Annotated in this window: 24 protein-coding genes and 7 pseudogenes; 8 read left to right on the top strand and 23 right to left on the bottom strand. The window is 53.7% G+C overall.

The annotated features are described in order from the left end of the window. Window positions 1–18: 18 nt before the first annotated feature. The 4 genes and pseudogenes from TKWG_RS00680 to TKWG_RS00665 all read right to left on the bottom strand — a co-directional run bounded on the left by TKWG_RS00680 (window position 19) and on the right by TKWG_RS00665 (window position 4,587). Window positions 19–828, bottom strand: coding sequence for an HpcH/HpaI aldolase family protein (locus TKWG_RS00680; RefSeq protein ID WP_014748958.1), 810 nt, complete (start codon window positions 826–828; stop codon window positions 19–21). Window positions 829–869: 41 nt separating this feature from the next. Further along, a pseudogene (gene araD / locus TKWG_RS00675) lies at window positions 870–2,614 on the bottom strand (L-arabinonate dehydratase). 13 nt (window positions 2,615–2,627) lie between these two features. Continuing rightward, window positions 2,628–3,450: pseudogene (locus TKWG_RS26790) on the bottom strand (Bug family tripartite tricarboxylate transporter substrate binding protein). A 192-nt stretch (window positions 3,451–3,642) separates the two neighbouring features. Continuing rightward, entirely contained in the window at window positions 3,643–4,587 is a 945-nt protein-coding gene (locus TKWG_RS00665; RefSeq protein ID WP_081489178.1) for a 2-hydroxyacid dehydrogenase, read from the bottom strand. A 119-nt stretch (window positions 4,588–4,706) separates the two neighbouring features. Between TKWG_RS00665 and TKWG_RS00660 the strand changes: the two genes are divergently transcribed. Both TKWG_RS00660 and TKWG_RS20875 read left to right on the top strand, forming a co-directional pair. After that, entirely contained in the window at window positions 4,707–5,480 is a 774-nt protein-coding gene (locus TKWG_RS00660; protein ID WP_050981489.1) for a LacI family DNA-binding transcriptional regulator, read from the top strand. Next, on the top strand, window positions 5,477–5,767 hold the full coding sequence (locus TKWG_RS20875) for a substrate-binding domain-containing protein (protein ID WP_050981488.1): 291 nt from the start codon (window positions 5,477–5,479) through the stop codon (window positions 5,765–5,767). The genes TKWG_RS00660 and TKWG_RS20875 overlap by 4 nt, the downstream gene beginning before the upstream one ends. A 134-nt stretch (window positions 5,768–5,901) precedes the next feature. On the opposite strand, the gene TKWG_RS00655 is transcribed toward TKWG_RS20875, so the two are convergent. The 4 genes and pseudogenes from TKWG_RS00655 to TKWG_RS00640 all read right to left on the bottom strand — a co-directional run bounded on the left by TKWG_RS00655 (window position 5,902) and on the right by TKWG_RS00640 (window position 8,507). Further along, a complete protein-coding gene (locus TKWG_RS00655; protein ID WP_407636941.1) occupies window positions 5,902–6,486 on the bottom strand; it encodes a LysE family translocator in 585 nt (194 codons plus the stop codon). Between the two features lie 254 nt (window positions 6,487–6,740). Further along, window positions 6,741–7,283, bottom strand: a complete 543-nt coding sequence (locus TKWG_RS00650) for a uracil-DNA glycosylase family protein (RefSeq protein WP_014748951.1) — start codon at window positions 7,281–7,283, stop codon at window positions 6,741–6,743. 244 nt (window positions 7,284–7,527) lie between these two features. Then, window positions 7,528–7,739: pseudogene (locus tag TKWG_RS00645) on the bottom strand (DUF2945 domain-containing protein). Between the two features lie 243 nt (window positions 7,740–7,982). Next, complete coding sequence (locus TKWG_RS00640) at window positions 7,983–8,507, bottom strand: cytochrome b (RefSeq protein WP_014748949.1); 525 nt, start codon at window positions 8,505–8,507, stop codon at window positions 7,983–7,985. A gap of 444 nt (window positions 8,508–8,951) precedes the next feature. Between TKWG_RS00640 and TKWG_RS00635 the strand changes: the two genes are divergently transcribed. Then, window positions 8,952–9,452, top strand: coding sequence for a CinA family protein (locus tag TKWG_RS00635; protein ID WP_041708841.1), 501 nt, complete (start codon window positions 8,952–8,954; stop codon window positions 9,450–9,452). A 39-nt stretch (window positions 9,453–9,491) separates the two neighbouring features. On the opposite strand, the gene TKWG_RS00630 is transcribed toward TKWG_RS00635, so the two are convergent. After that, the gene (locus tag TKWG_RS00630; RefSeq protein WP_014748946.1) at window positions 9,492–9,674 is read right to left on the bottom strand and encodes a DUF3008 family protein; all 183 of its coding nucleotides are present in this window, start codon (window positions 9,672–9,674) and stop codon (window positions 9,492–9,494) included. Window positions 9,675–10,009: 335 nt separating this feature from the next. On the opposite strand from TKWG_RS00630, the gene TKWG_RS00625 reads away from it, so the two are divergent. Beyond that, window positions 10,010–10,216 (top strand): CsbD family protein, encoded by a 207-nt coding sequence (locus TKWG_RS00625; RefSeq protein WP_014748945.1) that lies wholly within the window; start codon window positions 10,010–10,012, stop codon window positions 10,214–10,216. 65 nt (window positions 10,217–10,281) lie between these two features. Here TKWG_RS00625 and TKWG_RS22115 read toward each other — a convergent pair whose 3' ends face one another. The 7 genes from TKWG_RS22115 to TKWG_RS00595 form a co-directional block, all read right to left on the bottom strand. After that, window positions 10,282–10,440: a DUF1328 family protein gene (locus TKWG_RS22115; protein WP_041708838.1), complete on the bottom strand. Its 159-nt coding sequence runs from the start codon at window positions 10,438–10,440 to the stop codon at window positions 10,282–10,284. Window positions 10,441–10,765: 325 nt separating this feature from the next. Continuing rightward, the gene (locus TKWG_RS26785) at window positions 10,766–11,257 is read right to left on the bottom strand and encodes a GNAT family N-acetyltransferase (RefSeq protein ID WP_014748944.1); all 492 of its coding nucleotides are present in this window, start codon (window positions 11,255–11,257) and stop codon (window positions 10,766–10,768) included. Between the two features lie 114 nt (window positions 11,258–11,371). Next, on the bottom strand, window positions 11,372–11,968 hold the full coding sequence (locus TKWG_RS00610) for a lysozyme inhibitor LprI family protein (RefSeq protein ID WP_202947753.1): 597 nt from the start codon (window positions 11,966–11,968) through the stop codon (window positions 11,372–11,374). After that, window positions 11,961–12,155 (bottom strand): hypothetical protein, encoded by a 195-nt coding sequence (locus tag TKWG_RS24245; protein WP_238534275.1) that lies wholly within the window; start codon window positions 12,153–12,155, stop codon window positions 11,961–11,963. The genes TKWG_RS00610 and TKWG_RS24245 overlap by 8 nt, the downstream gene beginning before the upstream one ends. Further along, complete coding sequence (locus TKWG_RS24240) at window positions 12,130–12,510, bottom strand: P-loop NTPase family protein (RefSeq protein WP_238534274.1); 381 nt, start codon at window positions 12,508–12,510, stop codon at window positions 12,130–12,132. The genes TKWG_RS24245 and TKWG_RS24240 overlap by 26 nt, the downstream gene beginning before the upstream one ends. Before the next feature lie 102 nt (window positions 12,511–12,612). Further along, window positions 12,613–13,014 (bottom strand): type II toxin-antitoxin system VapC family toxin, encoded by a 402-nt coding sequence (locus TKWG_RS00600; RefSeq protein ID WP_014748941.1) that lies wholly within the window; start codon window positions 13,012–13,014, stop codon window positions 12,613–12,615. Then, window positions 13,011–13,250: an antitoxin gene (locus tag TKWG_RS00595; protein ID WP_322786583.1), complete on the bottom strand. Its 240-nt coding sequence runs from the start codon at window positions 13,248–13,250 to the stop codon at window positions 13,011–13,013. Before TKWG_RS00595 ends, TKWG_RS00600 begins: the two co-directional genes overlap by 4 nt. 238 nt (window positions 13,251–13,488) lie before the next feature. Between TKWG_RS00595 and TKWG_RS00590 the strand changes: the two genes are divergently transcribed. The 3 genes and pseudogenes from TKWG_RS00590 (at window position 13,489) to TKWG_RS00580 (ending at window position 15,815) form a co-directional block, all read left to right on the top strand. After that, window positions 13,489–14,238: a maleate cis-trans isomerase family protein gene (locus TKWG_RS00590; RefSeq protein ID WP_041709709.1), complete on the top strand. Its 750-nt coding sequence runs from the start codon at window positions 13,489–13,491 to the stop codon at window positions 14,236–14,238. Between the two features lie 27 nt (window positions 14,239–14,265). Then, a pseudogene (locus TKWG_RS00585) lies at window positions 14,266–15,161 on the top strand (LysR substrate-binding domain-containing protein). A 133-nt stretch (window positions 15,162–15,294) separates the two neighbouring features. Continuing rightward, a pseudogene (locus tag TKWG_RS00580) lies at window positions 15,295–15,815 on the top strand (MarR family winged helix-turn-helix transcriptional regulator). Window positions 15,816–16,047: 232 nt separating this feature from the next. Here the strand turns inward: TKWG_RS00580 and TKWG_RS25645 are convergent. The 7 genes and pseudogenes from TKWG_RS25645 to TKWG_RS00545 form a co-directional block, all read right to left on the bottom strand. After that, window positions 16,048–16,763, bottom strand: a pseudogene (locus TKWG_RS25645) (ABC transporter permease). Between the two features lie 53 nt (window positions 16,764–16,816). Then, the gene (locus tag TKWG_RS00570; protein ID WP_014748938.1) at window positions 16,817–17,581 is read right to left on the bottom strand and encodes an ABC transporter ATP-binding protein; all 765 of its coding nucleotides are present in this window, start codon (window positions 17,579–17,581) and stop codon (window positions 16,817–16,819) included. After that, window positions 17,578–18,450: an ABC transporter substrate-binding protein gene (locus tag TKWG_RS00565; RefSeq protein ID WP_014748937.1), complete on the bottom strand. Its 873-nt coding sequence runs from the start codon at window positions 18,448–18,450 to the stop codon at window positions 17,578–17,580. Before TKWG_RS00565 ends, TKWG_RS00570 begins: the two co-directional genes overlap by 4 nt. 229 nt (window positions 18,451–18,679) lie before the next feature. Then, window positions 18,680–19,879, bottom strand: coding sequence for a xanthine dehydrogenase family Fe-S subunit (locus tag TKWG_RS00560; protein ID WP_014748936.1), 1,200 nt, complete (start codon window positions 19,877–19,879; stop codon window positions 18,680–18,682). Continuing rightward, window positions 19,872–20,720 (bottom strand): FAD binding domain-containing protein, encoded by an 849-nt coding sequence (locus TKWG_RS00555; RefSeq protein ID WP_014748935.1) that lies wholly within the window; start codon window positions 20,718–20,720, stop codon window positions 19,872–19,874. The genes TKWG_RS00560 and TKWG_RS00555 overlap by 8 nt, the downstream gene beginning before the upstream one ends. Beyond that, a pseudogene (locus tag TKWG_RS00550) lies at window positions 20,717–23,132 on the bottom strand (xanthine dehydrogenase family protein molybdopterin-binding subunit). Before TKWG_RS00550 ends, TKWG_RS00555 begins: the two are co-directional and overlap by 4 nt. A 32-nt stretch (window positions 23,133–23,164) precedes the next feature. Then, window positions 23,165–24,256, bottom strand: coding sequence for a TRAP transporter substrate-binding protein (locus TKWG_RS00545; protein WP_014748934.1), 1,092 nt, complete (start codon window positions 24,254–24,256; stop codon window positions 23,165–23,167). 351 nt (window positions 24,257–24,607) lie between these two features. Between TKWG_RS00545 and TKWG_RS00540 the strand changes: the two genes are divergently transcribed. After that, window positions 24,608–24,916: a non-heme iron oxygenase ferredoxin subunit gene (locus TKWG_RS00540; protein WP_014748933.1), complete on the top strand. Its 309-nt coding sequence runs from the start codon at window positions 24,608–24,610 to the stop codon at window positions 24,914–24,916. Window positions 24,917–24,943: the final 27 nt, after the last annotated feature.

Raw genomic sequence — 24,943 nt, 5'->3', positions numbered from 1 at the left:
GCCGTCAACAGTGGCGAATCAATAAACACCACCGTCATAACCTTTTGCCAGTGCCGGGCGGATTGCTTGAATGAATGCGGTGGCCTGACGCATCATCATGCCCATGTCAGAGGCCACCGCCACAAATGCATAGCCGGAACTGATAAAGCTTGAGACCATTTCCGGGGTAGGTCCGACAATGCCGCAAGGCACGCCGATGGCCTGACAACGCCGCGCCACGTCGGCGATTACGTGCTGCACCTCCGGATGAGCCAGATTGCCGATATGCCCCATATTTGCCGACAGATCGCCTGGACCCAGAAATAGCGCATCCACGCCTGGCACGGCTGCAATGTCTTCAAGTGCCGCCACGGCCTGTGGCGTTTCAAGTTGAATAATGGTGAAGACCGAGTCGTTCGCGCGCTTTGCATAATCGGTCGCAGTGCCATAGCCACTGGCCCGATGGACTGCGGCAAAGCCACGTGTTCCAAGCGGGGGATATTTGGCGTTGCTGACCGCCTGCCGCGCAGCTTGCGCGCTGTCAACAAACGGCACCATCACGGTCTGGGCGCCAAGATCCAGCGCCCGCTTGAACAGAACGGGATCGTTTGCCGCCAGACGTGCTACCGCGCAGGCATTGGTCCCCGCGATAGCCTGCAATACATGCAGGGCATCCTGATCGTCAAGCGGTACATGCTCCAGATCTACCAGCAGCCAGTCAAAGCCGGCGCGCCCCATTGCTTCAGCGGTACTCGACGTACCGGACATGAGCCAGGTGCCTAGCGGCGCCCCAGGTTGAGCAAGACGGGCGCGAAAAGGGTTTTCTAGCAGATCAGTTGCTGCGGGCATACATACTCCTGTTGTAATTAATACAAATGCAATGGTTTAAATCAATAAATGGGGGGTTCCGGCGTCTTGTCGTTTCCGGCCAGGGAAGTGAAATCACAGCCGAGATTAGCTTGTGTCACTTCGTGTTGGTAGATGCGTGTGAATCCGCGCTTATATGGTTGCTCCGGGGCGCACCATTGAGCGCGGCGCTGCGCCAGTTCACTGTCGGAAACCAAAACATCAAGTGTTCTCGCGCTGATGTCCAGACGAATCAGATCGCCTGTACGCACCAATGCCAGGGGACCGCCCACGGCAGACTCCGGCGCTATATGCAAAACACAAGTGCCATAGTGGGTGCCGCTCATGCGCGAATCAGACAATCGGACGATATCGCGCACCCCCTGCTTCAACAGCTTCTTCGGGATAGCAAATTGCCCCATTCCGGCATACCCGGCCCGCCAACAGGACCACCATTGCGCAGCACCAGGACTGTATTTTCATTGACGTCCAGGTCCGGATCATTGATGGCGGCCAGCATGTCGGCATTGGAATCAAAAACCAGCGCAGGGCCGGTATGTCGCAACAGCGCCGGGGTCGCGGCAGAAGGTTTGATTACGGCGCCATCCGGACATAGATTGCCCCGCAACACGGCCAATGCCATACCGGCTTCGGGGCACTGCGGTGTGGCGGGAATGACCGGGTTATCCAGCTTGCGGATCACATCATCATCGGAACTGGTCTGTCCCTCGATATTGGCACCCAGGGTCATACCGGTGCAGGTGAGGGCATCCAGTTGCAAATGCGTTCGAATACGTTGCAATAATGCAGGCAGGCCACCCGCATAGTAAAAGTCTTCCATCAGTCGGTTGCCCGAAGGAAACAAATTGGCCAGCACCGGCACCTGACGTGCCAGTGCATCGAAATCATCAAGACTGAGTTCAACCCCGGCTCGCCCAGCCATCGCCGGCAAGTGGACAGCAGCATTGGTGGAGCCACCTAACGCCATCCAGGTTGCAACCCCATTGAGGAACGCGTCACGGGTCAAAATGCGCGAGGGGCGCAAATCCTCCCAGATCATGGAGACAATGCGCTGGCCGCAGGCCCAGGCCATGCGAGTATGGGCTGCGTCCATGGCTGGCAGGCTGGTTGAACCGGGTAAGGCAAGCCCCATGGCCTCGACAATGGAAGTCATGGTGCTGGCCGTACCCATCGTATTGCATGTGCCGGGCGCGCGAGTCATCCGGGCTTCCAGCCCGATCCATTCAGGCTGGTCGATGTTGCCAATGGTGTATTGTTCCCAATACTTCTTGGTGTGCGTTCCCGCCCCCACGGCCTGACCCTGATAACGATCATTCAGCATGGAGCCAGCCGGGCAGAACAGCGCCGGCACATCCATGGATAATGCCCCCATTACCAGGCCCGGCGTGGTTTTATCACAACCGCCCAGCAACACCACACCGTCCAGGGGAAGACTGCGGATCAACTCCTCTGCCTCCATGGCAAGAAAATTGCGATACAGCATGGTTGTGGGCTTGACCATGACTTCGCCAAGGCTCATGGCCGGCAGCTCCAGTGGATATCCGCCGGCCTGCAGTACACCACGCTTGATCGCCTGCGCACGATCACGAAGATGCGCATGACACGGCGACAGATCACTCCAGGTATTCAGGATGCCTACAATAGGACGCCCCATGAATTCATCTCGCGAGAGCCCCTGCTGCTGCATGCGCTGACGGTGCGCAAAACCGCGAATATCATCGCTTGCAAACCAGCGCTGGCTGCGCAATTGATGTAATTTTTTCTGCACAACAATACTCCAATCAGTCTATTTGAATACCCGCATCACGGACCAGGTCGCCCATCACCTTTGTGTCTTTCTGCAGTAAATCTGCAAACTCCTGCGGTGTCGAAGACAGCACTTCGTACCCCTGATTTTCCAGCGGTTGGGCAAACGCTTGTGATTGCAGGATCGCCACAATGTTCTGGTTCAGTTTCCTGACGATTGCTTCGGGCGTCCCGCTGCGAACCAGAATGCCATTCCAGACGCTGGAGATCACACCAGGGACACCGGCCTGCTCGAACGTAGGCACATTTGGCAAGACTTTGGCTCGCGTGGGTGCCGCAACAGCCAGTATCCGAATCTTGTCCGAATCGGCATAACCAACCACCGAAGGCAGATTGATGAACATCGTGGGCAACGATCCTCCCATGACATCAGTAAGCGCCGGTGGGGCCCCCTTATAGCACATGCATCAGTTTTGTGCCACTCTGCTTTTGGAACAACTCCCCGGCCAGATGCATGGAATTGCCGTTACCAGCAGACCCGAAAGGAATACGACCCGGTTCGCGTTTGGCCGCCTCGATGACATCCTCAACGCTTTTGTATGGGGTGCCAGAGCCCACAATTAACACATTTGGCATCTGGTGCGTCAATGTCACCGGCTGCAAATCCTTGATCGGGTCGTAACCCATATCTTTGTACAAATGCGGATTCACGGCCAGCGTGCTGGTCGATCCGAGCAGCAAGGTATAGCCGTCGGCAGGCTGCTTGGCAGCATAGGCTGACCCAATATTACCGTTGGCGCCGGCACGGTTGCTGACCACGACAGTCTGCCCCAGACGCTTTCCCAGCTCGGTAGCCATGCTGCGGGCAAACTGATCGGCCACCCCGCCGGCTGGGTACGGAACAACAAATGTGATCGGCTTTTCGGGATACTTATCTGCTTGTGCATAAACAGGTAAAAAAAATATCATGCCTGTCAGCAGTAGCGCCATGGTGTAGCTTCGACGAACGAATTTGGATGGATTCATGTTGTCTCCTTGCTTGTTATAGGGTCAGTTCACAGGTGAAATAAGACATTTGCCATTGATATGCTGCAAAATATTGTCGACCACTAGCGCAGCCATGGCCTGGCGGGTTTGCACGGTGGCGCTTGCAATGTGAGGGCTAAGAATCGTGGATGCTGAATGAATAATTGATTCTGGTACGTGAGGCTCTTCCTCAAAGACATCCAGGGCCGCAGCACCCAGTTGACCGCTTTCCAGACAGTCAATCAGCGCCGACTGGTTTACAACAGAGCCGCGAGCGATGTTAACCAGTACGCCTTGCGGGCCGAGCGCCTCTAGCTCGGCCCGGGACACCAGATGATGGGTGTCGGCGCCACCAGGCGTGGTCACAATGAGCACGTCTGCCCATCCAGCCAGCGCCAGCACAGTCGGGAAATACGAATAGGCAACGCCGTCCTGCTGTCGCCGGCCCGTGTATCCGATCTGCGTACTAAATGCGGCAGCGCGGTTGGCAATCAGATGGCCGATACGTCCCAGCCCCACAATACCGACTTTTGAACCCCAGAAACGCCTGGCCAGCGGAAATGCTCCCTGGCGCCCCCACTTGTTCTCGCGCACATACCGGTCTGCTGCGGGCACTTGCCTGAATACGGCCAATACCAATGCCATTGCAAAATCCGCCACATCCGCCGACAGAACGTCTGGTGTGTTAATAACACGAATCCCCCGGGCATCGGCCCAGCCCAGATCGATAGCGTCGTACCCCACCCCGTTGCACGCGATGAGCGCCAGATTGGCCAATGCGTCGCGGCACAGCGACGGCACACCAGCCATGCCGTTGGTAATCAAGACCCGCACATCTGACCCATGCCGGGCGCAAAATGCGTCGGGTGACGGCAATGATTGCCACTGCACAACATCAAAGTGCTCCAGCAAAGGCACAAGCGCTTCCTGAGAAAATGGTGTGACAACAAGCAGAAGGGGTCGGGTCATAGGTACAGGCAATGGTAGAAATACATTTGGCCGGATTCGGTATGTTACCGGTAACTGTTACCGGTAACATTGATATAATTGTAGGGCGTTGGTCAAACAACACGCCATTGGGATAAACCATGACTCAAAAACAAACATCACGTACCACGCGTCGCAAAGCTGGCTCATACACCATCCATGACGTGGCCGCTCTGGCCGGCGTTTCCTCCATTACCGTTTCGCGCTACTTCAATTCACCTGAAAAAGTCTCGGTTGCGTTAAGAGAGCGCTTGCGTGAAATTATCGACCGGATCGGCTACGTGCCCAGCCAGGTGGCAGGTGGGCTGGCTTCGGGACATGGGCGGGTGGTTTGCGCGGTTATGCAGAACATCGCAAGCGCGACTTTCGCCGATCTGGTCAAGGGCATGACCGACGAACTGCAGGCGTCTGGATTGCAACTGCTCCTGGCCAATGCCCAGTATTCTCAGGAGCTCGAAGAACAGGCTATCCGTACTTTTGTCGGCTGGCACCCCACCGCACTGATCCTGACACGCCATGACCACACGCCCGCGGCCGAAGCCATGCTGCGCGCGCTCAACATCCCTGTGATCGAAGCCTGGGGGCTCGTACCGGGACGACCATTTCATCAAGTGGGATTCCCGCATATCGAAACCGGAGCCATATTGGCCAGACACTTTCTGGAACAAGGTGCGACTCGGATCCGGTTTGTCATGTCACAAACCACCGAAGATTTTCGCGCCAGACAACGCGCTCAGGGCTATGCCCAAGCCATGACCGGTGCTGGTCTGGAGGCGGACGTGCAGATTATCCCGGAAGACGACGAATTCGAGGCAGGAGCCATTGGCATTGAAGGTTGTCACGGTTACCTGTACATTCCAAGCCCCAAGCCTTGATTTTTGCCAATGACAATATGGCCGCTGGTGCCATACTGCACGCTCCTTCATGCAATCTTGTCCTGCCGCGCGATTGCGCCATTGCAGGGTTTGGCGATGCATCCATTTCCGCAAGACTGCGCCCGGCACTAACGACCCTGCGCCCGGCACGCTATCAGATTGGCCAGCACGCAGCGCGGACCGTCCTGCAGCAGTTGATGCTCGGGACAGGAGGCGAAAGCACTATTGTTGAAGACCTGTTGCCATGTGATCTGATTATCAGGGAAAGCAGCCAATTGCATTTGTAATGCTGCAATGATTTAACATGCATGCCGTTGAATTACGATGCCATCTTGCAGGCAACGCAATTTAACTCCTGCAAACAAAATACCCACGCTCCTCCCAGTGAGGTGTTGCGCCTTGCTCCAGGCAGCAAATATGATCAGCGTCTGGCAGACATGGCCATTCTGATTGCCAGACCCGCTAGCACCGTACCCATTAGCCAGCGCTGCGCCACCACCCAGCTCGGGCGGCTGGCCAGGAAAGAGGCAATGCTGCCGGCCATAATGACAATCAGCATATTGACGCTGATGCTGATCGCAATCTGCACTGATCCCAGCGCCAGCGACTGGGTCAGAATGCTGCCTTTTTCCGGATTAACAAACTGCGGCAGCAGGGACAAGTACATAACTGCGATTTTGGGGTTCAGCAGGTTCGTCAGAAAACCCATCAGAAACAATTTTCTTGGGCTATCGGGCGCCAATGTTTTCACTTGAAATGGAGATTGGCCTCCTGGCCGCACCGCCTGCCAGGCCATATAAAGCAAATACAGGGCACCACCATAGCAGAGCGCCTCATAGGCGTAAGGGACGGCAAAAAGCAAGGCGGTTATACCCAATGCGGCGCTCACCATATAGAAAATGAAGCCGAGTAGCACGCCCAGAAGGGACATCATGCCTGCGCGCCGCCCCTGACATAGCGAGCGTGACACCAGGTAAATCATATTAGGCCCGGGGGTAAGCACCATACCCAGGGAGACCGCAGCAAAAGCAATGATGGTAGTTGTGTCCGGCACGATAGTTCCTTTTGAGGCAAGCGCATGTGAAAATAATCGTACTGCAAAACAAGCCGTCCCTGATTTAATATGACAGCTGCACTCTATAAAAAATGCTACACCGGCATCATGTTGCGCATGCAACCGTGCAAGATTACCGTCGTGTATTGTCAAGCTTGCTTCATGACCATCTTCGTTGCTGCGACAACCGCCAGATAGCTCAGTTATTACGTAATCAGCTCACGTATATCCTGCTGCAATTGCGGCAGCACTTCGTCTTCGAACCATGTGTTCTGCTTGAGCCATCGATTGTTATGCCAGGACGGATGCGGTAACGGATAGATGCGCAAGACAGGGTCGGCAAGAGCGTACTGGCGCCAGGACCGCACTGTTTCGGTGACGCCTTGACGCGCCACCTGCGGACCCAGATGCCAGCCCTGCGCATAGCCACCGATCGTCAACAGCAATTTCAGATGAGGCAAGCGGCTAAACAATGACGTACGCCATATTTCCTTGCACTCTCGCCGTGGCGGCAGATCACTGCCATCGGCTCTGAGTCCGGGAAAACAGAATCCCATGGGAATAATCGCGACCCGGGAATCGTCGTAAAACTCCTCTTCAGAAACACCCATCCATTGTCTGAGTCGGACACCGGATGCGTCATTGAACGGACGCCCGGTTTTATACACCCGGGTGCCAGGCGCCTGACTGGCGATACAGATGGTTGCCGTCTGAGATACCTGAATAATGGGACGCGGCTCTGGAACCATAGCTTGTCCATAGCGAGGTTGATCATGACAAACCCGGCAACGGCGAATCTCATTAATATATTGTGCAAATGATCGGTCGTCGCTATCTTTTGTCGAATTGTTCATACTTGAAATGCGCTGGATCTGCAATGCAGTCGTAATATGCTCCGGACATCACGGCCAATGCAAAATGGCAATACTCGCCGGCATGCATGGATCATGTCAAACAGACCGGTATAGCCCGGACACATTGGAGATATGTATTTCACTTGATATGCCGCAATGCGCTACCTTTATGTGCAGCAACGTGATCAGTTTTGTCGCTTTTAATTTCGTATTGGGGTTCGTCTTTCGAAGCACGATGGACGTACCCCTTGTGATCGAAGTCGCTTGTATGAATAGCAATGATCTTGCCGGAAACCTGCCCGCTTCGCTATTCCAGCTAACATGGTCGCCCTTTTTGAATTTCGCTGTCATCTTGCCTGCTCCTTGTGTTTCCATATTACACCCGTCATGAATGAGCTGCCAAGTTCGTGGCATACCGCAGATGCAAACAATGCGAATCGATCGCCAACGAGAATACGCATTGAGCTCATTTGAAACGGACGGACACAAAAAATGCCAGCATGCCGTAAAGGCGATGCTGGCTATCGGCGAACCTGCGCTAAACGCGATCTGCCTTATAAAGAAAACGGTATAACAAGCGTTAGCGTTGCCCGATCAAAGCATGCGCGGCAGCACATCAATCGCGCCGGATGCTTTCCTGTGGGCATAGACCATGCCAATATGGCCTATGACCAGCGCCAGCAGCGTCCAACCGAGTTCACCATGCAGCAATCCGGCCAGATCGATCATCCATTGGACCTTTTCGCCGGTCGGTTCCATTAGCGGAATGCCCAGATATGAAAACGGGCGATCCGACCCGTAAGTGCGTAGCAATGCCAGCGCCGGAATGACCAGCATGAGCGCATACAATACGCTATGCCCCAGTCCCGATACCGTGGACAGCGATGGCGGTCGGCGTGAAATATTGATTACCGCCCACAGGACTCTGAAGACGCCCAGACAGAATACGGTAAATCCCATGATCGAATGCGTCGGCCATAACGTATCGGTAATGGGCGTTTCATCTGCAAAATAATGCAGCGCAGCGGTAAAAAACATCCAGGCAAAGCCCAGCGCCATCAACCAGTGCAATGCCCGGGAAACTAAACCGTATTTCTCTGATGAATCAAACAGCGACAATGTATACCTCCATTCTTAAAAAAGGAAATTGTTTGTGACCCAGGCCCACCCGCATTTCAAGTGAATGGCTGTATGTCGGCAGCACCACTGCGGCCAATAGCGGGGAAATTCAGGGAGCAGAATGCTGCGCGCTTGCCCTCAGGCAAAGCGGCACAAAGGCACCGGTAAAGATCAATACTTCAGCAAGTAATACACCCAGCCATAACATTGGCACCAGGAGCATATCTGAACTAATTAATTGAAAAATCAATCTTATCGTATTTATATCTTATCCATATGACGCTCGTTTTGATATCGATCAACAAATATTTCAATTGACTACCAGAGTATGCGTTTGCAACTGCTGATCTATATTTTTTAGACTGGTTTAAAATCAAATCGTCTACGTAACACTGCCCCACTCGCTTTTTATCCGCTTTTTTATTTACCAACGCCAATGTGCCAATGCTATCTATAAAATTCGTTGCCAGATACATGGCAGACCACGATCTATCTCTTGTGACTGCCGAATCGTGCACCGCCGGACTAATCGCCTCGGCCCTGTCCGAAGCACCCAACGCAGGCAAGCTGCTGGACTGCGCATTCGTCACGTATACGGTTGCCGCCAAAAAGCGGCTATTGAATGTGAGCGCTGAAACGATTGAAAGATTCAATCTCACGAGCGAACAAGTGGCCAGAGAAATGGCCCTGGGCGCATTGGCTCGTAGTTCGGCCAATATTGCCGTGTCCAATACCGGCGTAGTCGATAACATTGATCCGGCTGTAAAGGCAGGAACACAATGCTATGCGTGGGCGTTCAGACAAGCTGGCAGCAAACAGGAAATCGTCTTCACCGAAACCCGACGATTTACCGGCAGTAGCCGAAAAATCCGCAAGCGTAGCGCACTCTATGCTTTAAGTCGCATTCCCTTTTATGCAGCACAGATTCCGGGAAATACTGCATAGCGGACCGCGTCTTTTTCACTCATTGGGTGAAACGAGGCTTTAATGCTTGTGCTTTGGCTTATCGGACCGGCTGGTGCTGGCCATTTCCTTGAGCTCTTTTTTGGACATGGATTTGTACATTGATTTGGATGCGCCTTTCAAATCGCCCACTTTCTTTTCGCCCTCTTTGGCCGATAGTGCAGCGCCTGCTGCCTGTTGCTGGCTTTTGGATTTCGCTGGCATGATGATATCTCCGTGTCGAAGTGAGAGTCTTCATTATCTGCCTGCGATGCAAGAGGATGCAAACATCCTAAGCCGCGTTTTGTAAATACTCGTAAAGCGGGAATTTTTATCAAAAATAAATTCTGGCATTAGCCCGTCAACGTCTGCGATCCGACCATCATGGCGCATTCTCTCTCGTTCAAATATCAACAATATCTATATATTTCATATACCTAGACTTATTAATAACATGTAACAAAATGGTTTAGCGAAGCTTTTAATTGCTAGTATGAATTGTGGACCTTCCACTTCAGAGTTGTTCCACCTTAATGTGTTTATGCTGAAAGGAGATAAAAATGAACCAGGACATCGCTCAAGGAAAATGGGAACAGATCAAAGGCTCCGTCAAGGAAAAATGGGGTGATCTGACAGATGACGACATTGCACAGGTCAATGGCAATGCACAGAAAATGTGCGGTATATTGCAAGAGAAATACGGTAGAAGACGCGAGGACGCCGAGCGCGAGGTCAACGACTTCTGGGCCGAACAGAATCGGCTATAGAAGATAAAGCAAAGGCACCCTACCGGGTGCCTGAGTTTTTATGAATCCCTTTTTCTAGAATCACCCTAGCGCTTCTTGCGGATAAAAATAGTGAGCAAGGTGAGTACCAGAAATATGATAAACAGAATCTGCGCCACCAACGCTCCCCAGCCTAGAAACCCTCCAAAGCCCAGTATGGCGGATATAACTGTCAGAACAAAGAAAAATACTGTGTGCCAGACCATTTGTACCTCCTATCCTTATGACAAATGTCATGTTGGGACGATGTTCAAAAGAAGTCTATAGTTGTTATCCTAGTACCGATAAAGGCAGCGTTAAACCTAATTTACAGATTAATAACATTCTTAATGTTCGGAAGGAAAATGGGCGCTGGACCTTGGAAAAATACAGCCGATATGCGTCATATGATTTCGCTTATACAGCCATACAGGGCATAAGATCGGAATAAGCATGATTCATACAGCGCATCCTGCGCACTCATGATCGGATCGTTATGATCAGGGGCGTTAACTAATCTAGTGCAGCGTCCGTATCGTTGAACAATTTGGCCTACTCTTCTTGGTTATTTTTTTCGAATCGGCACCGGAATATCAAAATGCAGTACCTGCTCCTGCACACCCAGTTTGTTATACAGTGCAATGGCCGGCGCATCGCCCTGTCGGCCTGCACATAGACAACCCAGCCGGCGTGGTCTGCCGCAAACTCACATAAATGCCGGATAAGCGCGGTAGCAATACCCTGCCTGCGATATCCGGCGTCCACAGCAAGATCATAGATGTAATACTCCCGCCGCGCCATCTCGAACTTGTCCAGCGCATAAGCCACCAGACCACCCAGCACATGCCCATCGTTTAAAGCGACGAAAACAGCAACATGGTCCTTGGCCAGAAAATCCGTCAAGTAGGTATTAGTCGCAGGCTTGCTCTCATAACTGACGGGATCGTCAAATGCCCGGCTAAACAGTAAATTCAATTGACGCAGCAGTGCTACATCGCCAGGCAGAAGGCGACGATACTGAGTTTTCGATGAGAATTTTTGCATGTGTCTTTCCCGATCTGACACGAAAGCACGCTGCCCACCCTTGCTCGAATGGCCGACTAAAACACGGGCGAAATGGCTGGCGCGCCCATCAACCGTTCACGGCAGCGCCGGTTATCAAGGTGCAGTCACGCACGAGACATCACCTTCCTGGCATTGAAGCAGCGTATTGAGTTCGTCGGCCCGGGCTTTTGTCTTATCCGTCAGGCAACCAGCGACGAGCATCGCCTGTATGGAACCCCCTTGCGCTCCCGAGCTCTGGAATTTGCAGTCCAGATCACGGTACTGGATCCAGGCGTTCTGGGCTGCTTTCAAGTCGGTCTTTTGGGAAGCCTCAAGCTTATTTAACACTTCCCGATAAACCTTGTTCAAGCGCGCATCTGCTTTTTTATAGTCGGTATTGGCGGCCTGGTTCATATCGCCTTGCGTTGCAGCGTAACTCTCGTTACCAGGGTATGCGAATACCATGGTGCAGGCCAAAGCTGAACTCAGTAATACGTTTCTGAACATATATCCTCCGATAGAATGTATTGATCGACTAAAAATCCAAACAGCTAAGGCCACTTCAAGCCAGGCTATCAGGCTATTGCGAAACCTCAATCGAAACAGCAAACGTGTGCTGCTAATGGAGCAGTTAATGGCCGGATACTTTTCACCTGCCGCCGCAACGGACCAATAGCCGGCGCACAACAGATGGATCTGACGCTCAGTCACGATGCTGACTGCGCAGCCCCCATTGCCGGTAAACGTCATTAATGGCACGCACCGACGGGAGCGATACGGTAGGCAACGCAATTTGCTCAAGCATTTTCGTATAACGTTTGTGGTTTCCTGGCGTGACAACTGCAATATGACGGATCATCTCCCATTTGAGGCTATCCTGAGCGCTTCCAGGCTCCATGACGTTCACGCTCCAATAGTGTACGACGCAAGTAACGGAACAGGCTGGTCGCCGTGTGCACGTTCAGCAAAATAATACCTGTCGCCCGCTCGAAACGCTGCGGCATGTACTTGGAATAATTGCCGTCCATCACCCAGCGCTCGCCCGCGATAGCCTCTTCATGCAGTGCAGAAAACGTTGCTGCCGGGCGAGGTACCCAATCGGTATTGGGTTCATGAAAAAGCTGATCCAGATGCACCGGCCTCAGGTCACCTTTGCGGGCAATGGCTGTGGCCAGGGTAGATTTCCCACTGTTTGACGGCCCCAGGATGCAGATTCTGGGGCCTAGAGAGGAAAGAGAAATCGTGTTTTGCATTGCTTTGAGCACCAGAGGAATTGCAGTTGGGATAAGACTACCCATGTCTTGTCCGCACTTGATTACGATGACTGCCTTGCACGCACGCCAGAGACTGCTACGTTATAGCCAGTTTTCTATCTGCAAGCCTTGAATGCGACCAAACTCGCTGACATTGCCCGTCACTAGTATGGCTCCAATAGCATAGGCGTGTGCTGCAATCAGTAGATCGTTTGGGCCGATAGGTTTCCCCGCAGCTTCCAGTTGTTCACGTATCACGCCATACTCAGTATCGGCGGGCACATCAAATGCAAGCACTTGTACACTCCCAAGAATTGCTTCGATCTGTGCTGACAACCGGGGCGACTTTTTTCTCGCACAACCATATCGTAATTCGCAGGCTGTGATGATGCTGACGCAAATGGTTTCAGCGCCAGCAATTGCAATCTGCTGGGCAGTCTTGCCCTGAGGGTTTCTGGCTAATTCAGATACGATATTCGTATCGAGCATGTAAAGTTTACTCACAGATCGGTATCCTTGAGCGGCAGGAGTGTGTCATCGACTTGCGGAAACTGATCCTCGGGAGCAAGCGGCTCGAGCGCTGCCAGCACTTCGACCAGGTTTTTATGTTGAATCGGCTCAATGATTAATTTGTCCCCTTCCCGGTGAATTAAAACCCTTTTACCTGGTAATTCAAAGTCTGCGGGGATGCGAACCGCCTGGCTTTTATTATTGCGAAAAAGCCTGGCTTCTCTTGCCAATGCGGGGTCCAACTTTCGCAGTACTGTCATAAAAACCTCCGTTAAGCATATACATTTGTATATGCAAATTATACAGCGTTATCACGAGATAATCGCCTGAAGTTTGCTGCCGCTAATAGGTCTTCGATCCCGCCCGTTCAGCCATCGCAAAATGCGATGGCTCCATAGTAAATGGTTGATTTGGTTAATTTAAATGCCTGATTACAATCAATTTTTCAATGATTTTAAAGGGTCAGAAATGAGAAACTACCGAATCGGCCAGATTGTGCCCAGTTCCAATACCACCATGGAAACCGAAATCCCGGCCATGCTGAACGCGCGTCGCCAACTGTTCCCCAACGAAACCTTTACGTTTCACTCTGCACGCATGCGCATGATGAGCGTTACACCAGAGGAACTGACGGCGATGGATCAGGCCAGCGACCGTTGTGCCATCGAATTGAGCGATGCCCGCATGGATGTCATGGCCTATGCTTGCCTGGTGGCCATCATGGCCCAGGGTAACGGCTATCATCGCCAATCGCAGGCACGTCTGCAAAAAGCGGTTCAGGAAAACAACACCAACATCCCTATCCTGAGCTCGGCCGGTGCGCTGGTAGACAGCCTGAAGGAAAAGAACCTGGGCAAGGTCTCCATTATCACCCCCTACATGAAGCCGCTCACACAGCGCGTGATAGAATACATTGAAGCCGAAGGAATCAGTGTTCATGACTCCATCAGCCTGGAAGTATCTGATAATCTGGAAGTGGGTCGCCTGGATCCGGCCAATCTGCTGGAACACGTGACACGCCTGGATATAGACGGTGTAGATGCGGTCATTCTGTCTGCCTGCGTGCAAATGCCATCGCTGCCTTCCATCCAGAAAGCTGAAGACAAAATCGGCAAGCCTGTGCTGTCCGCTGCCGCAGCCACGGTTTATCAGATGCTGAAAACTCTCAACCTGGAAACGCGGGTGCCTAACGCCGGATTCTTGCTGTCGGGCAACTAGCGGGTTCGTACTGCCACTGAACGTGCCGTGAAAATTGATCTGCTCACATTAAAATTATTTATACGGGTTGTTGATGAGGGCACGATCAGTCGCGCAGCAGAACTGGAAAATATAGCGGCGGCCGCCGTCAGCCGCCGCCTTTCGGAACTGGAAGACAAGCTTGGCCTGGTTCTGCTGAACCGGACCAACCGCGGTGTGACGCCAACACCGGCTGGCCTGGAACTGCTGTACCGGGGACGCGCGATTCTTAACAGCGTACAGGCAGTGGAACACCAGCTTATTGATTTTGGCAAAGGCCAGCGCGGCAGCGTCACGCTGGCAGCCAACCCCACCGCGATAACGCAGTTTCTGGCTCCGTTACTGGCCGACTTTACCGGCAAATACCCCAATATCCAATTGCATCTGGAAGAGAAAAACAGCCTGAGCATCACCAGAGCGCTGGCCGCAGGCAAACTGGACATTGGCATCTTCACTCAAATTCCCTATCAGGACGATATCGAAGTTGCGCTTTTTCGCAAGGATACACTAATCGTTCTGGTGCCTGCCGGACATCCGCTGGCCCGACAGGATCGGGTTTCTTTCAGGGATACGCTAGCGTACAGCCACATTACGCTTACAGCAGGCACCCAGCTCAATTACCAGCTCATCAATGCCGCGCGGCAGAATCGACCAATGTCAGGATTGATATTGAGACATCAGGCTATGACGCCATGTGCCTGCTTATCAACGCCAATATGGGCATTGGCATTCTGCCTGAAGGCTGTGTGGATCTGTACCGGGTACCCGATACCGTAAGAGTCAGGCTGGATGAGCAATGGGCAGAACGCAAGATTCTCATTGGTGCCCGTCGCATCCGGGACCTGTCTCCAAGCGCAAGACAGGTATTTGATTTCCTTTCGGAAAATAATGACAGTATACTGTAGTTATTGCTAGTGCAGAGACCGTATTTTCCCGATAGAATTGCGAAAAGGCACCGGTAACTTTAGCGGTCAGGACAACCCCTCGGGCAATCCTGCACTGCGCTTCAAGTCACTTCAGTATAAGGTTCACTGCATAATGAGAAAGAGAGACAACGACGATCTGCCTACGGCCGACCATTCAGACGAAATCAAGACCAAATTTCATGATCAGGGGCTATGGTCCAGGCCAGGATTCCTGGTTCGGCGCCTTAATCAAATCCATTACTCCATGTTCTTCGAAGAGTGCAAGAACGAGAACATCACGCCCGTGCAACACGGCGTGCTATCGGTATTGCTGAACGAAAAATATCTGGATCAGTCATCCATCGGCCTGAAGGTGGGTCTGGATCGCACCACCTCGGCAGATGTTATCAAGCGTCTGGCTGATAAGGGCCTGGTAAGCCGCAGGTCAATCCCGACGACCGGCGTTCACGCCAGTCTTTCATTACAGAAGAAGGCATTCGCATAATGAAACAATTGCGCAAAGGGATGATTCGTTCTCAGGAACGACTGCTGGAACCGCTGAACAATGAGGAACGGGAAATTTTCGTACGGCTGCTTAGCAAGCTGGTAGAAGAAAACAACCAATATGGGCGGGCGGCGTTAAAGGATATGTAGCAGGCCTGTATAAGTCATGTTCGTGGGTTGGTCGTGTCGGCGGCGCTCCCACGGACCATTCAGAAGCTTGGTACGCGCCAGCCTGGCCCATATCCTGGCAATAATACATTCTCCCGATGGCCAAACAATGCCCGGCGCAGCCGCCCATGATGGCAGGGCTTGCCGATCTTATGCTTTATCGTTTGATCTTAGATAATGGATCATGGGCGGTCAGGGCATAACGGTCAGCCGCCTATTCATGCCGGCGACGCCCTGCCATGATCCTGCGCTCCACCCACGCCAGCAGGCCGTAAAGAGCCATCCCCATCAGCGCCAGAATAAACAGCGAGGCAAACACCCGCACGGTGTCAAAACTTCCCTGTGCGCTCATGATAATGTAGCCCAGTCCCTGCTGGGAAGAGACAAATTCGCCCACGATCGTGCCTACCAGGGCCAACGACAATGCAACTTTCAAGCCGGCCACGATCGACGGTAGTGCCGATGGAAGTTTTACCTTCAGGAAAAATCCAGTGGACTGCCCTTGAGCACACGCCCCAGGTCAATCAGGTCAGGCGGTACGGAACGCAGTCCGTGGACCGTATCGATGATCACGGCAAACACGGCGATCATGAAAGCAATCAGGATTTTCGGTTCAGAACCGGTGCCCAGCCAGATCACAAAAAGAGGCGCCAGGGCGACCTTTGGAATGCTATTGAAGGCAATAATCAAAGGGTAAAAATAGCGCTCGAAAAAGCGCGAACTGACTAATGCAACGGCAATAAGGACACCACCTGCGACAGCACAGGCAAAGCCGGCCAGCGTAATCAGCAAGGTGTGCCATGCCTGCATGGCGTACCAGCCTGCCTCACGGAACAATTCAACGAACACATCGCTGGGCGCAGGCAGGATAATAGGCGGGACCAGCCCGGCGCGGCATACCATTTCCCAGATGATCATCAGCACGATCATGGAGATCATGCCATGCAGGCCATTTCGCGCGGAGTTCATTATTGCACTCATCATCAATGCTCCATGCCTTCAAACAGGCCGCGAATATGCGCAGACAGTTGGCCGAATGCCGCCGATTCCCTGATCTGCAGCGGACGGGGCCTTGGAAAATCGACAGGAATGGCTTCGACGATGCGACCAGGGCGCGGGCAGAACACCAGTACAACATCGCCAAGGAAAATGGCTTCAGCGATTCCGTGAGTCACGAAAAGCGTGGTATTGCGAGTCTGCATCCAGATGCGTTGCATCTCGACATTCATCTGATCGCGGGTGAGCGCATCCAGCGCCCCAAAAGGCTCGTCCATCAGCAGCAGGCGCGGGTCATCCACCAGCGCCCTGCAAATAGAAGCGCGCTGACGCATGCCGCCGGACAGCTCATGCGGATAACTGTCGGCAAAGCCGGCCAGTCCGGTCAGACTCAGGAGCGAGTCGACCCGCTGCCGGTAATCTTCCTTGCGCTTTCCGGCAAATTCAACCGGCAGCAGAATATTGTTGCGGATCGTGCGCCACTCCAGCAACGCATCTCGCTGGAATACCATGCCTATATTATCCGGCGGACCTTTCACCGGGTCCTGCCCCACCTGCAACGATCCCGCAGTGAGCTTCTCCAGGCCGGCCACACAGCGTAGAAACGTGCTCTTGCCACAACCGCTTGGTCCCAGAATACTGATGAACTGACCAGGCTGGATTGATACGCTGACGTTCAGTAGCGCCTGCGTTTGATTGGTTCCGCCGTACTGCTTGGATACACCCTCTGCGATCACGCCGGCTGCATTCATTTGACAATCTCCGGTGCAACATTCGCGATGGGTTGAACCAGGTCCCTGACATAATATTCATCGGGATCAAGCTTGTGCTGTATCGATCCAACCTTATGCAGTGTACTGACTGATTTTTTAAAATCATCGGGGTTGACCATGCCAATCTGCTGCTCCCTGTTTTGCGGGAAGTAGGGCTTGAGCGCATTGAGCTGTTCGGCAAGAATACCTTTGTCCAGCCGTGCCTGCGGACGCTGGGCCACAATGGCGTTAACTGCCTCGGCCTCGTGTCCGTCCATAATGTATTGCCAGCCGTAAGCGACAATACTGGCGAACTTGCCAATGGCCTCTTTCTTTTCTTCCAGCTTTTTCTCATTGGTGAACAGGCCAAAGCTGACCATGTCCAGACCGTAAGCGGAAAACGGCAAAGGTCGCGACTGGCGCTGGCGGGTGACGCTGGGCAGAATAAATGGAATGGTGGAAATCACGGCGTCGGCACGTTTGACGGCATACGTGGCTGCCTTGGCCGATGCATCAACACTGAGCAAATCCACGTCGGCCCGATTCAGCTTGCCTGCCTTCAGGAAAAAATCAATGAATGGCGCCTCGAGCGATCCGGCCGTGTACAGCACTTTTTTACCTTTGAGCTGGGCAGGCCCCTCGATATCCGAATCAGACGGCACCAGCGCGCCAATGTCGGTACTGGTCATGAATGGCGCGATGGCTTTCAGGGGCATGCCTTTGTCGCGACCGATCATCATTGCGGCCAGTGACGCATGACCCACATCAAAATGATCGCCAGCACCCAGCATCTGCACGGTACTGACAGAGCCATTGCCGTCTTCCATTCGAACATTGAGCCCTGCCGCCTTGAACCAGCCTTTTTGCATCGCCAGGTGAAACGGCGCCTGTACTGCCCAGGCGTCCAGTCCAACCGCACTGCCAAATCTGTGGAGGCCGCTGTGGCAATGGGCACCCAGCTACATACCACCATTGCCACGAGGCACTGTCGGGCTTTTCTCAACAACGCTTTCATTAATGCATGCTCCTGTTATGTGTTAGCTCTGGATAACCATTACATCTGCAATCGCGGCGCATTGCCCGGCGGCCTTGCTGTGCCTAGCGCCCGACGCCGAATAATCCCTTGATGCGGCCCCATATCACACTCATCATTAACTTGAACGGGCTGATGTGTGATTGCGGAATGTCACTGGCATCCGCATCCGGATTCAGCAATCGGAACTCCACGTTTTTGCCGAAATCGGCAATCATGCGCTTGACGAAATCCTGGACCAGGCCCGAACGCGAGAACTGCGCCAATGGTCCTTGCAAAGAATAGGCAAGGGATACGTTGACCCGGCACAGATGTTCCTCTTTTTGCACGATCGCATAAGTCACATCGCCCCTGGCCCGCGAATTGCTTAGCGAATCCACACCCTCACCGCGCAGCGTTGCAACACGATCGGCATCCCGACGCTCCAGCGTGGCGTTGCCCTTGAAGGCGGCGGCCATGGGACCGAATTTGATGGCGATCTGGCCCTTGACCCGGTCGCCGTCCTGTTCCTGGATCACCGCGCCTGGCAGGCAACCAGCTACCGCTTTGAGATCGGTCATGAAGGTCCATACTTGCCCGGCCGGCACCTTAAGATCAAAGCCGCCTTCAACACTCGTGCCCTTGCCCTCCTTGACGCCACCAGGCTTGCCTGTCGCAGGCGCCTGGCCGGCGGTAACGGACGCGGCCACGTTTACCGGCTTTGTCGCAGCAAACGGCTCGAAGGCCTGGAAGACAGGAAATTCTCGCGGCGCATTTTGCCGCAAACCGGCGCGCAATTGCTCCACCTGCTCGTCCGGCTGTTCCTTCAGTCTGGCCAACACAGACAGCACCGCTGCCGTAATGCCCTGATAGCCCGTACAGCGACAAATGTTGCCGCTCAGTTCAATCCGTACCCGCTCCTGGTCTGCATCTGGCAGCCGCAGCACAATGTCGCGACTGGTCGCCAGCATGCCCGGCGTACAAAATCCGCATTGCAGGGCATGATATTCATTGAAGGCACCGCGCAGCATGCGCATGATGGCATCATCGTCGTAGCCTTCTATGGTGGTCACCTTCTTTCCTTCACAGGCAACCGCAAATGTGATACAGGACCGGACCGGCTTGTCATCCACCAGAACGGTGCAGGAACCACAGACCCCATGCTCGCAACTCAGGTTAGTGCCGGTCTGACGCAGGTTGTCCCTTAGAAAATCCCCCAGATGGGTGCGGGGCGTCACATCTTGGCTCACTTGCTTGCCATTGACTTGCAGTGCGAGTTCACTCATTTGTTATTCCTTGTTCTCCCAACGCCTGGCGCAGGCTGCGCTCGACAACGGTGCGAAACCATGTCCGCTCGGCAGGGTCTTTGTTTTGCATATGGGGTGCAATGGCCTGGTCAATTGCCTGTGGCGTTACCGCAGCCATACCGTACCGGGCCGCACTGACAGAAAGATCCGGCAGCAATTGTGGCGCGCCGTCAAGCGCACCAATCACGATGCGAGCGACCGCGTTGGCCCGGTCGAAATAGCAGGCGCAACTGGCCTCGGCAAATTCTCCGACCTTGCGCACGAATTTGTAATAGCCCCAGCGCACTTCGGGCGAAGACAGTGGCACGTGTACCGCCACAATCATTTCTTCGGGCTGCAGGTCCGTGGTATAGGCCGCCTGCATATAGCGGTTGGCAGGAACCATGCGAGCGCCCTTGCGTGCACGAATTTCCAATTGCGCATCCAGCACGTTGCACACCAGCACCCAGTCTGCGGCCGGATCTGCATGGGCCAGGCTCCCGCCTATGGTGCCGCGGTTACGCACCGCGCGATAGGCAATCCTGCCCGCGACGTAGTGCATCATATGACCGCGCAGTGCTTCGTGCGTCCCATCTTCGATATCGGCATGCGTCACGGCAGCGCCGATTCGAATGCTGTTTTTTTGTTTTTCCACGGTGCGCAACGCGGCGGCAGCAGAGATATCGATCAATTTCTGCGGACGCGCCAGGCGCAGGTTAAGCATGGGCCCCAGTGACTGGCTGCCTGCCAGTACCTTGACATTGATATCTTGCACATCAAGAAGCGTCAGCGCTTCTTCTATACCATCAACACGGGCATAATCAAATTTAGCGGCCTTCATGCGACCCCCTGGATATTGGCCGTGACTGTTCCCTGTCCGGTATCCTGGCGGGCATTCGCAGGATCAGCCTGCGCCATTGCCTGCAGGATGCGGCGGGGCGTCATGGGTGTGCGCGTGACCAGCACGTTCTGTCCTTTTAAAGCGTCGTTGATAGCAGACATCAGCACGGCAGGCGGTGCGATCGCCCCGCCCTCTCCCATACCCTTGGCCCCGAACTCGGTATTGGGCGACGGCGTCTGCGTGTGTTCAATGCGAATATTGGGCACTTCCGGCGCGCCGGGCATCAGATAATCGGCCAGCGTCGAAGCCAGTGGCTGGGCCGTGTCGTCATAAGGCATCTCTTCATACAATGCCGTGCCAATTCCCTGCGCCGTGCCACCAATGGTCTGGCCTTCGACAATCAGCGGATTGAGAATCGTGCCGCAATCTTCCACCACCACGTAATCCAGTATTTTCACGATGCCGGTCTGCGGGTCCAGTGCAATAACGGCAGCACAGGATGCATACGTAAAGCTGCCGGTATCGACCTTGGGCTTATAGCCAACAGTGATCTCCAGACCGCTTGGGTCCACATCGGCAGGCAGCTTCTGGGGATTGATATACCACGCATCTGCAATGTCAGCGACGGTGACATGCCGCTGACCATGACGCACCTGCCCGTCAACCAGCTCAACTTCATCCGTGGGTACGCCCAGCATATGGCTGCCGATATGCAACAGGCGCGGCAACAGCGCTTTGCAGGCCCGGGACACGGCGCCGCCGGACATTACCGCAGAGCGCGATGCATACGTCCCCGTGGAAAACGGGGTACGGCCGGTGTCGCCATGCGTCAGGTTGATCCTGGATACATCAATGCCCAGAATTTCATTTGCGATCTGGGCAAAACTGGTTTCCATGCCCTGTCCGTGCGAGTGCACGCCAACGCTCAGCTCCAGGCTGCCATCGGCAGAGATGCGCGCCATGGCCTGATCAAAGCCGGGAATGACGGCGGTTCCCCATGCAGCAAATACGGAAGTGCCATGGCAGATTGTTCGGTATAGGTGGCCACCCCAATGCCCAGCAATGGCTGGCCCGGCTTGCGGGACTGCTGGCGCGCTCGCACATCCTGAACGTTGATCATCTCCAGTGCTCGGCGCAAACCTGCCGGATAATCGCCGCCATCGTAGTGTTTGTTGGCCACATTCACGTAAGGCATATCTTCGGCACGGACCAGATTATCCAGGCGCACCTCCCACGGCTCGCGCCCCACTTCCCGCGCAATGGCGTCCATCAGTTGTTCGATCGCCAGGCACACACCGGTACGGGCAACCCCACGATAAGGCATGAAGCCGGGCTTGTTGGTCGCCACACCGGTTGTGGTGCACCGATAGCCTTGTATCCGATAAGGCCCCGGCAGATTGCCCAGGGCCTGCCCCACCTCCAGCCCGACAGTAAAGGGCCAGACGGAGTAGGCACCTGCATCAACCGTAATGTCGGCTTCCAGTGCCAGAAGACGGCCTGTATTATCGATATGGCCGGTCAGCGTATATTCGTGCTCGCGGGTATTGGCCCCAACGATGAGGTGCTCGCGCCGGTCTTCCATGTACCGGAACGCCTTTTTATAGGTTTTGGCCAGCCAGGCCACGCACAGTTCTTCCGGATGGAGCACGCATTTGTAGCCAAAGGCGCCGCCCACATCAGGAGAAATCACCCGGATTCGTGATTGATCCAGATTAAGGAACTGTGCAAAGCCCGTACGGTGCATGTGAGGAATCTGGCTTCCACAGTATACGACCAGCTGATCGGCCTGATGATCCAGTACGCCAGAACAGCCTTGCCTTCCATGGGCAGCATGCATTGGCGCGACAAACTCACGCGGTGAGTGACGGTACGCTGCGCCTGGGCGGCGTACTGCTCAAACTTTACATCGTTGGCCAGTTGTACAAACAGATTGTTCTTCCAGCTGTCATGTACAAAGTTATCCTGCGCCTGACGTGCCTCATGCATATTGGCATATACGGGAAGTTCTTCGTAATCGACCTCAACCATTTCCGTGAAATCTTCAGCATCGGCGCGGGTAGGTCCAAACGCCATGGCAACGGCCTCGCCTACCAGCCGCACCTTGCCGCTGGCCAAAGGCGGCGTGGTGGAGTTCTGGTACCCTGGCAGCGTGGACGGTGCGAAGATGTCTTCACAGTCCATCGCGTCTCGCAATATCACATTGTCCTGCGCCAGCGCATCAACCGTGATGCCTCGCAATCTGGCATGCGCCATGGGGCTGCGCAGAAAAGCGACTTCCTGCAAGCCTGGCAGTTGCATATTGCCGATAAAATTGCCTTTGCCCTGCAAGTGACGATCGTCCTCCTTGCGTCGAAGCCGTGCCCCAACACCCTGTGGTTTCACTGTCGCCGAGGTCTTTTCGCTGTCGTTCATAATCCTGCCTACTCTTTGCCCAGCAATAATATTTACTGGTCCTTGTTCAATTGCCTGAATGTAAAGTTATCCAGAGGGCTTTCAGCAACGCGGAACCAGGCCGCCTGGTCTTTCTGATAGGCCTTCCACTGCGGATAGATCTTGGCAAAATCGGCATTCTTGCCTGCCAGTTCCTCCCACAGTTCTTGCGATGCCTGGTAGGCTGCATCCATCACATCCTTGGGAAACAGGCTAAGCTTTGCTCCCTGAGCAATGAGCTCGCGCAGTGCTTTGGGATTAAGCGCGTCATAATGCGTCAGGCAGGCCATATACTGCTCATTGCTGGCCGTCTCAAAGGCGATCTTAAATGTATCGGGCAGTTTTTCCCATGCTGCCTTGTTGACCATACTGGTCAGCGCGGCGCTACCTTCGAACCAGCCTGGCGTATAGTAATACGGCGCTACCTTGTTCAGGCCCAGTTTTTCATCGTCATAGGGGCCAATCCATTCTGCAGCGTCAATCGTACCCTTTTCCAGCGACGCGTAAATATCCCCAGGCGCAATCTGCTGTGCAATAGCGCCCATTTTGAGCAGCACCATGCCGCCAATACCGCCAATACGCATTTTCAGGCCCTTGAAGTCGGCCAGAGATTTTATTTCCTTGCGAAACCACCCACCCATCTGCACGCCAACGTTGCCACAGGCAAAGTTCACGATATTAGACTTGGCATACATTTCGCGCAAAAGATCCATGCCCCCACCATAGTGCAGCCATGAATAGTGCTGACGCGCATTCATGCCGAACGACAGGCCGGTATCAAAGGCCAGCGCCGGATTCTTTCCGATGAACGCGGTGCTGAGCACATGATTGCATTCCACTGTTCCATTGGAGACCGCGTCCATGTTCTGCGAATAAGGCACGATTTCCCCGGTCTGAAACACGTCGATCTGAAATTTGCCTTCGGTCAGTTGGCCGATCCGCTTGCACATGTTTTCCGCCGAGCCATAAATAGCGTCCAGGTTCTTGGGCCATCCGGCCGACATGCGCCATTTGACTTTCGGGGCCGTTTGAGCCATTGCTGGCGCTGCCGCCACTGATGCCAGGCCAACGCCGGCAGATTTAATCAGGAAACTGCGTCTTTTCATTTTTTTCCCCTGGAACGAGATGACTGTCAATGGAATATTGAATTACCAACCGCCTGCAACATTTATGCAAGTATGCTGATTATTTTTTTGTGGATCAAGCAGGGTAAATACTGATAATCAAAAATCACGTCTGTAATGTATTGATTTTTATGGTGATTTTTTGTCAAAAAACTTAAACATCAATTCAATTGGCTTACACAACAGCAAAATTTCAACTGAAATGAGTGTTGCCTGAAAAAATATTGTAGTATGATTTAATACAGTATACTGAATAATATTTTTACTGCGCTGCCCTCTGCAAAACATCGGCGGCTACACGAATTTTTCTATTTATTTTAGCGAGGAACAATAATGGCCTGGATAAAAATTGACAAGGCAGATGAGCTGGATAATGAAGAATCTCTCGGTTTTGAAATAGAAGGCCATAAGCTTGCCCTGCATAAGCTGGATGACCAGTTCTATGTCAGCGACAACATTTGTACACATCAGTACGCCCTGCTGTCGGAGGGCTTTCTGGAAGACGGCTGTATTGAGTGCCCGCTGCACCAGGCGCAATTCTGTTTGAAAACCGGCAAGGCAATGAGTGCGCCTGCCACAGTCGGCATCAAAGTATATGAGGTCAGGCAGGAAGATGACCAAGTACTGGTTTGTTTTCCCTGACCCTATTTACTGCATCCATTCCAAAGA

Source organism: Advenella kashmirensis WT001, assembly GCF_000219915.2.
Lineage (GTDB): Bacteria > Pseudomonadota > Gammaproteobacteria > Burkholderiales > Burkholderiaceae_B > Advenella > Advenella kashmirensis.
Note: the sequence above shows the minus strand (reverse complement) of the source record. Positions and strands in the feature narration are given on the sequence as shown.

Bases quoted from the DNA above. Each gene is read 5' to 3' on its own strand.
- TKWG_RS00680 (WP_014748958.1), bottom strand. From the start codon at position 828: ATGCCCGCAGCAACTGATCTGCTAGAAAACCCTTTTCGCGCCCGTCTT.
- TKWG_RS00665 (WP_081489178.1), bottom strand. From the start codon at position 4,587: ATGACCCGACCCCTTCTGCTTGTTGTCACACCATTTTCTCAGGAAGCG.
- TKWG_RS00660 (WP_050981489.1), top strand. From the start codon at position 4,707: ATGACTCAAAAACAAACATCACGTACCACGCGTCGCAAAGCTGGCTCA.
- TKWG_RS00655 (WP_407636941.1), bottom strand. From the start codon at position 6,486: ATGGTGCTTACCCCCGGGCCTAATATGATTTACCTGGTGTCACGCTCG.
- TKWG_RS00650 (WP_014748951.1), bottom strand. From the start codon at position 7,283: ATGGTTCCAGAGCCGCGTCCCATTATTCAGGTATCTCAGACGGCAACC.
- TKWG_RS00635 (WP_041708841.1), top strand. From the start codon at position 8,952: ATGCTATCTATAAAATTCGTTGCCAGATACATGGCAGACCACGATCTA.
- TKWG_RS00630 (WP_014748946.1), bottom strand. From the start codon at position 9,674: ATGCCAGCGAAATCCAAAAGCCAGCAACAGGCAGCAGGCGCTGCACTA.
- TKWG_RS00625 (WP_014748945.1), top strand. From the start codon at position 10,010: ATGAACCAGGACATCGCTCAAGGAAAATGGGAACAGATCAAAGGCTCC.
- TKWG_RS22115 (WP_041708838.1), bottom strand. From the start codon at position 10,440: ATGGTCTGGCACACAGTATTTTTCTTTGTTCTGACAGTTATATCCGCC.
- TKWG_RS26785 (WP_014748944.1), bottom strand. From the start codon at position 11,257: ATGCAAAAATTCTCATCGAAAACTCAGTATCGTCGCCTTCTGCCTGGC.
- TKWG_RS24245 (WP_238534275.1), bottom strand. From the start codon at position 12,155: ATGGAGCCTGGAAGCGCTCAGGATAGCCTCAAATGGGAGATGATCCGT.
- TKWG_RS24240 (WP_238534274.1), bottom strand. From the start codon at position 12,510: ATGCAAAACACGATTTCTCTTTCCTCTCTAGGCCCCAGAATCTGCATC.
- TKWG_RS00590 (WP_041709709.1), top strand. From the start codon at position 13,489: ATGAGAAACTACCGAATCGGCCAGATTGTGCCCAGTTCCAATACCACC.
- TKWG_RS00570 (WP_014748938.1), bottom strand. From the start codon at position 17,581: ATGAATGCAGCCGGCGTGATCGCAGAGGGTGTATCCAAGCAGTACGGC.
- TKWG_RS00565 (WP_014748937.1), bottom strand. From the start codon at position 18,450: ATGCAAAAAGGCTGGTTCAAGGCGGCAGGGCTCAATGTTCGAATGGAA.
- TKWG_RS00560 (WP_014748936.1), bottom strand. From the start codon at position 19,879: ATGAGTGAACTCGCACTGCAAGTCAATGGCAAGCAAGTGAGCCAAGAT.
- TKWG_RS00555 (WP_014748935.1), bottom strand. From the start codon at position 20,720: ATGAAGGCCGCTAAATTTGATTATGCCCGTGTTGATGGTATAGAAGAA.
- TKWG_RS00545 (WP_014748934.1), bottom strand. From the start codon at position 24,256: ATGAAAAGACGCAGTTTCCTGATTAAATCTGCCGGCGTTGGCCTGGCA.
- TKWG_RS00540 (WP_014748933.1), top strand. From the start codon at position 24,608: ATGGCCTGGATAAAAATTGACAAGGCAGATGAGCTGGATAATGAAGAA.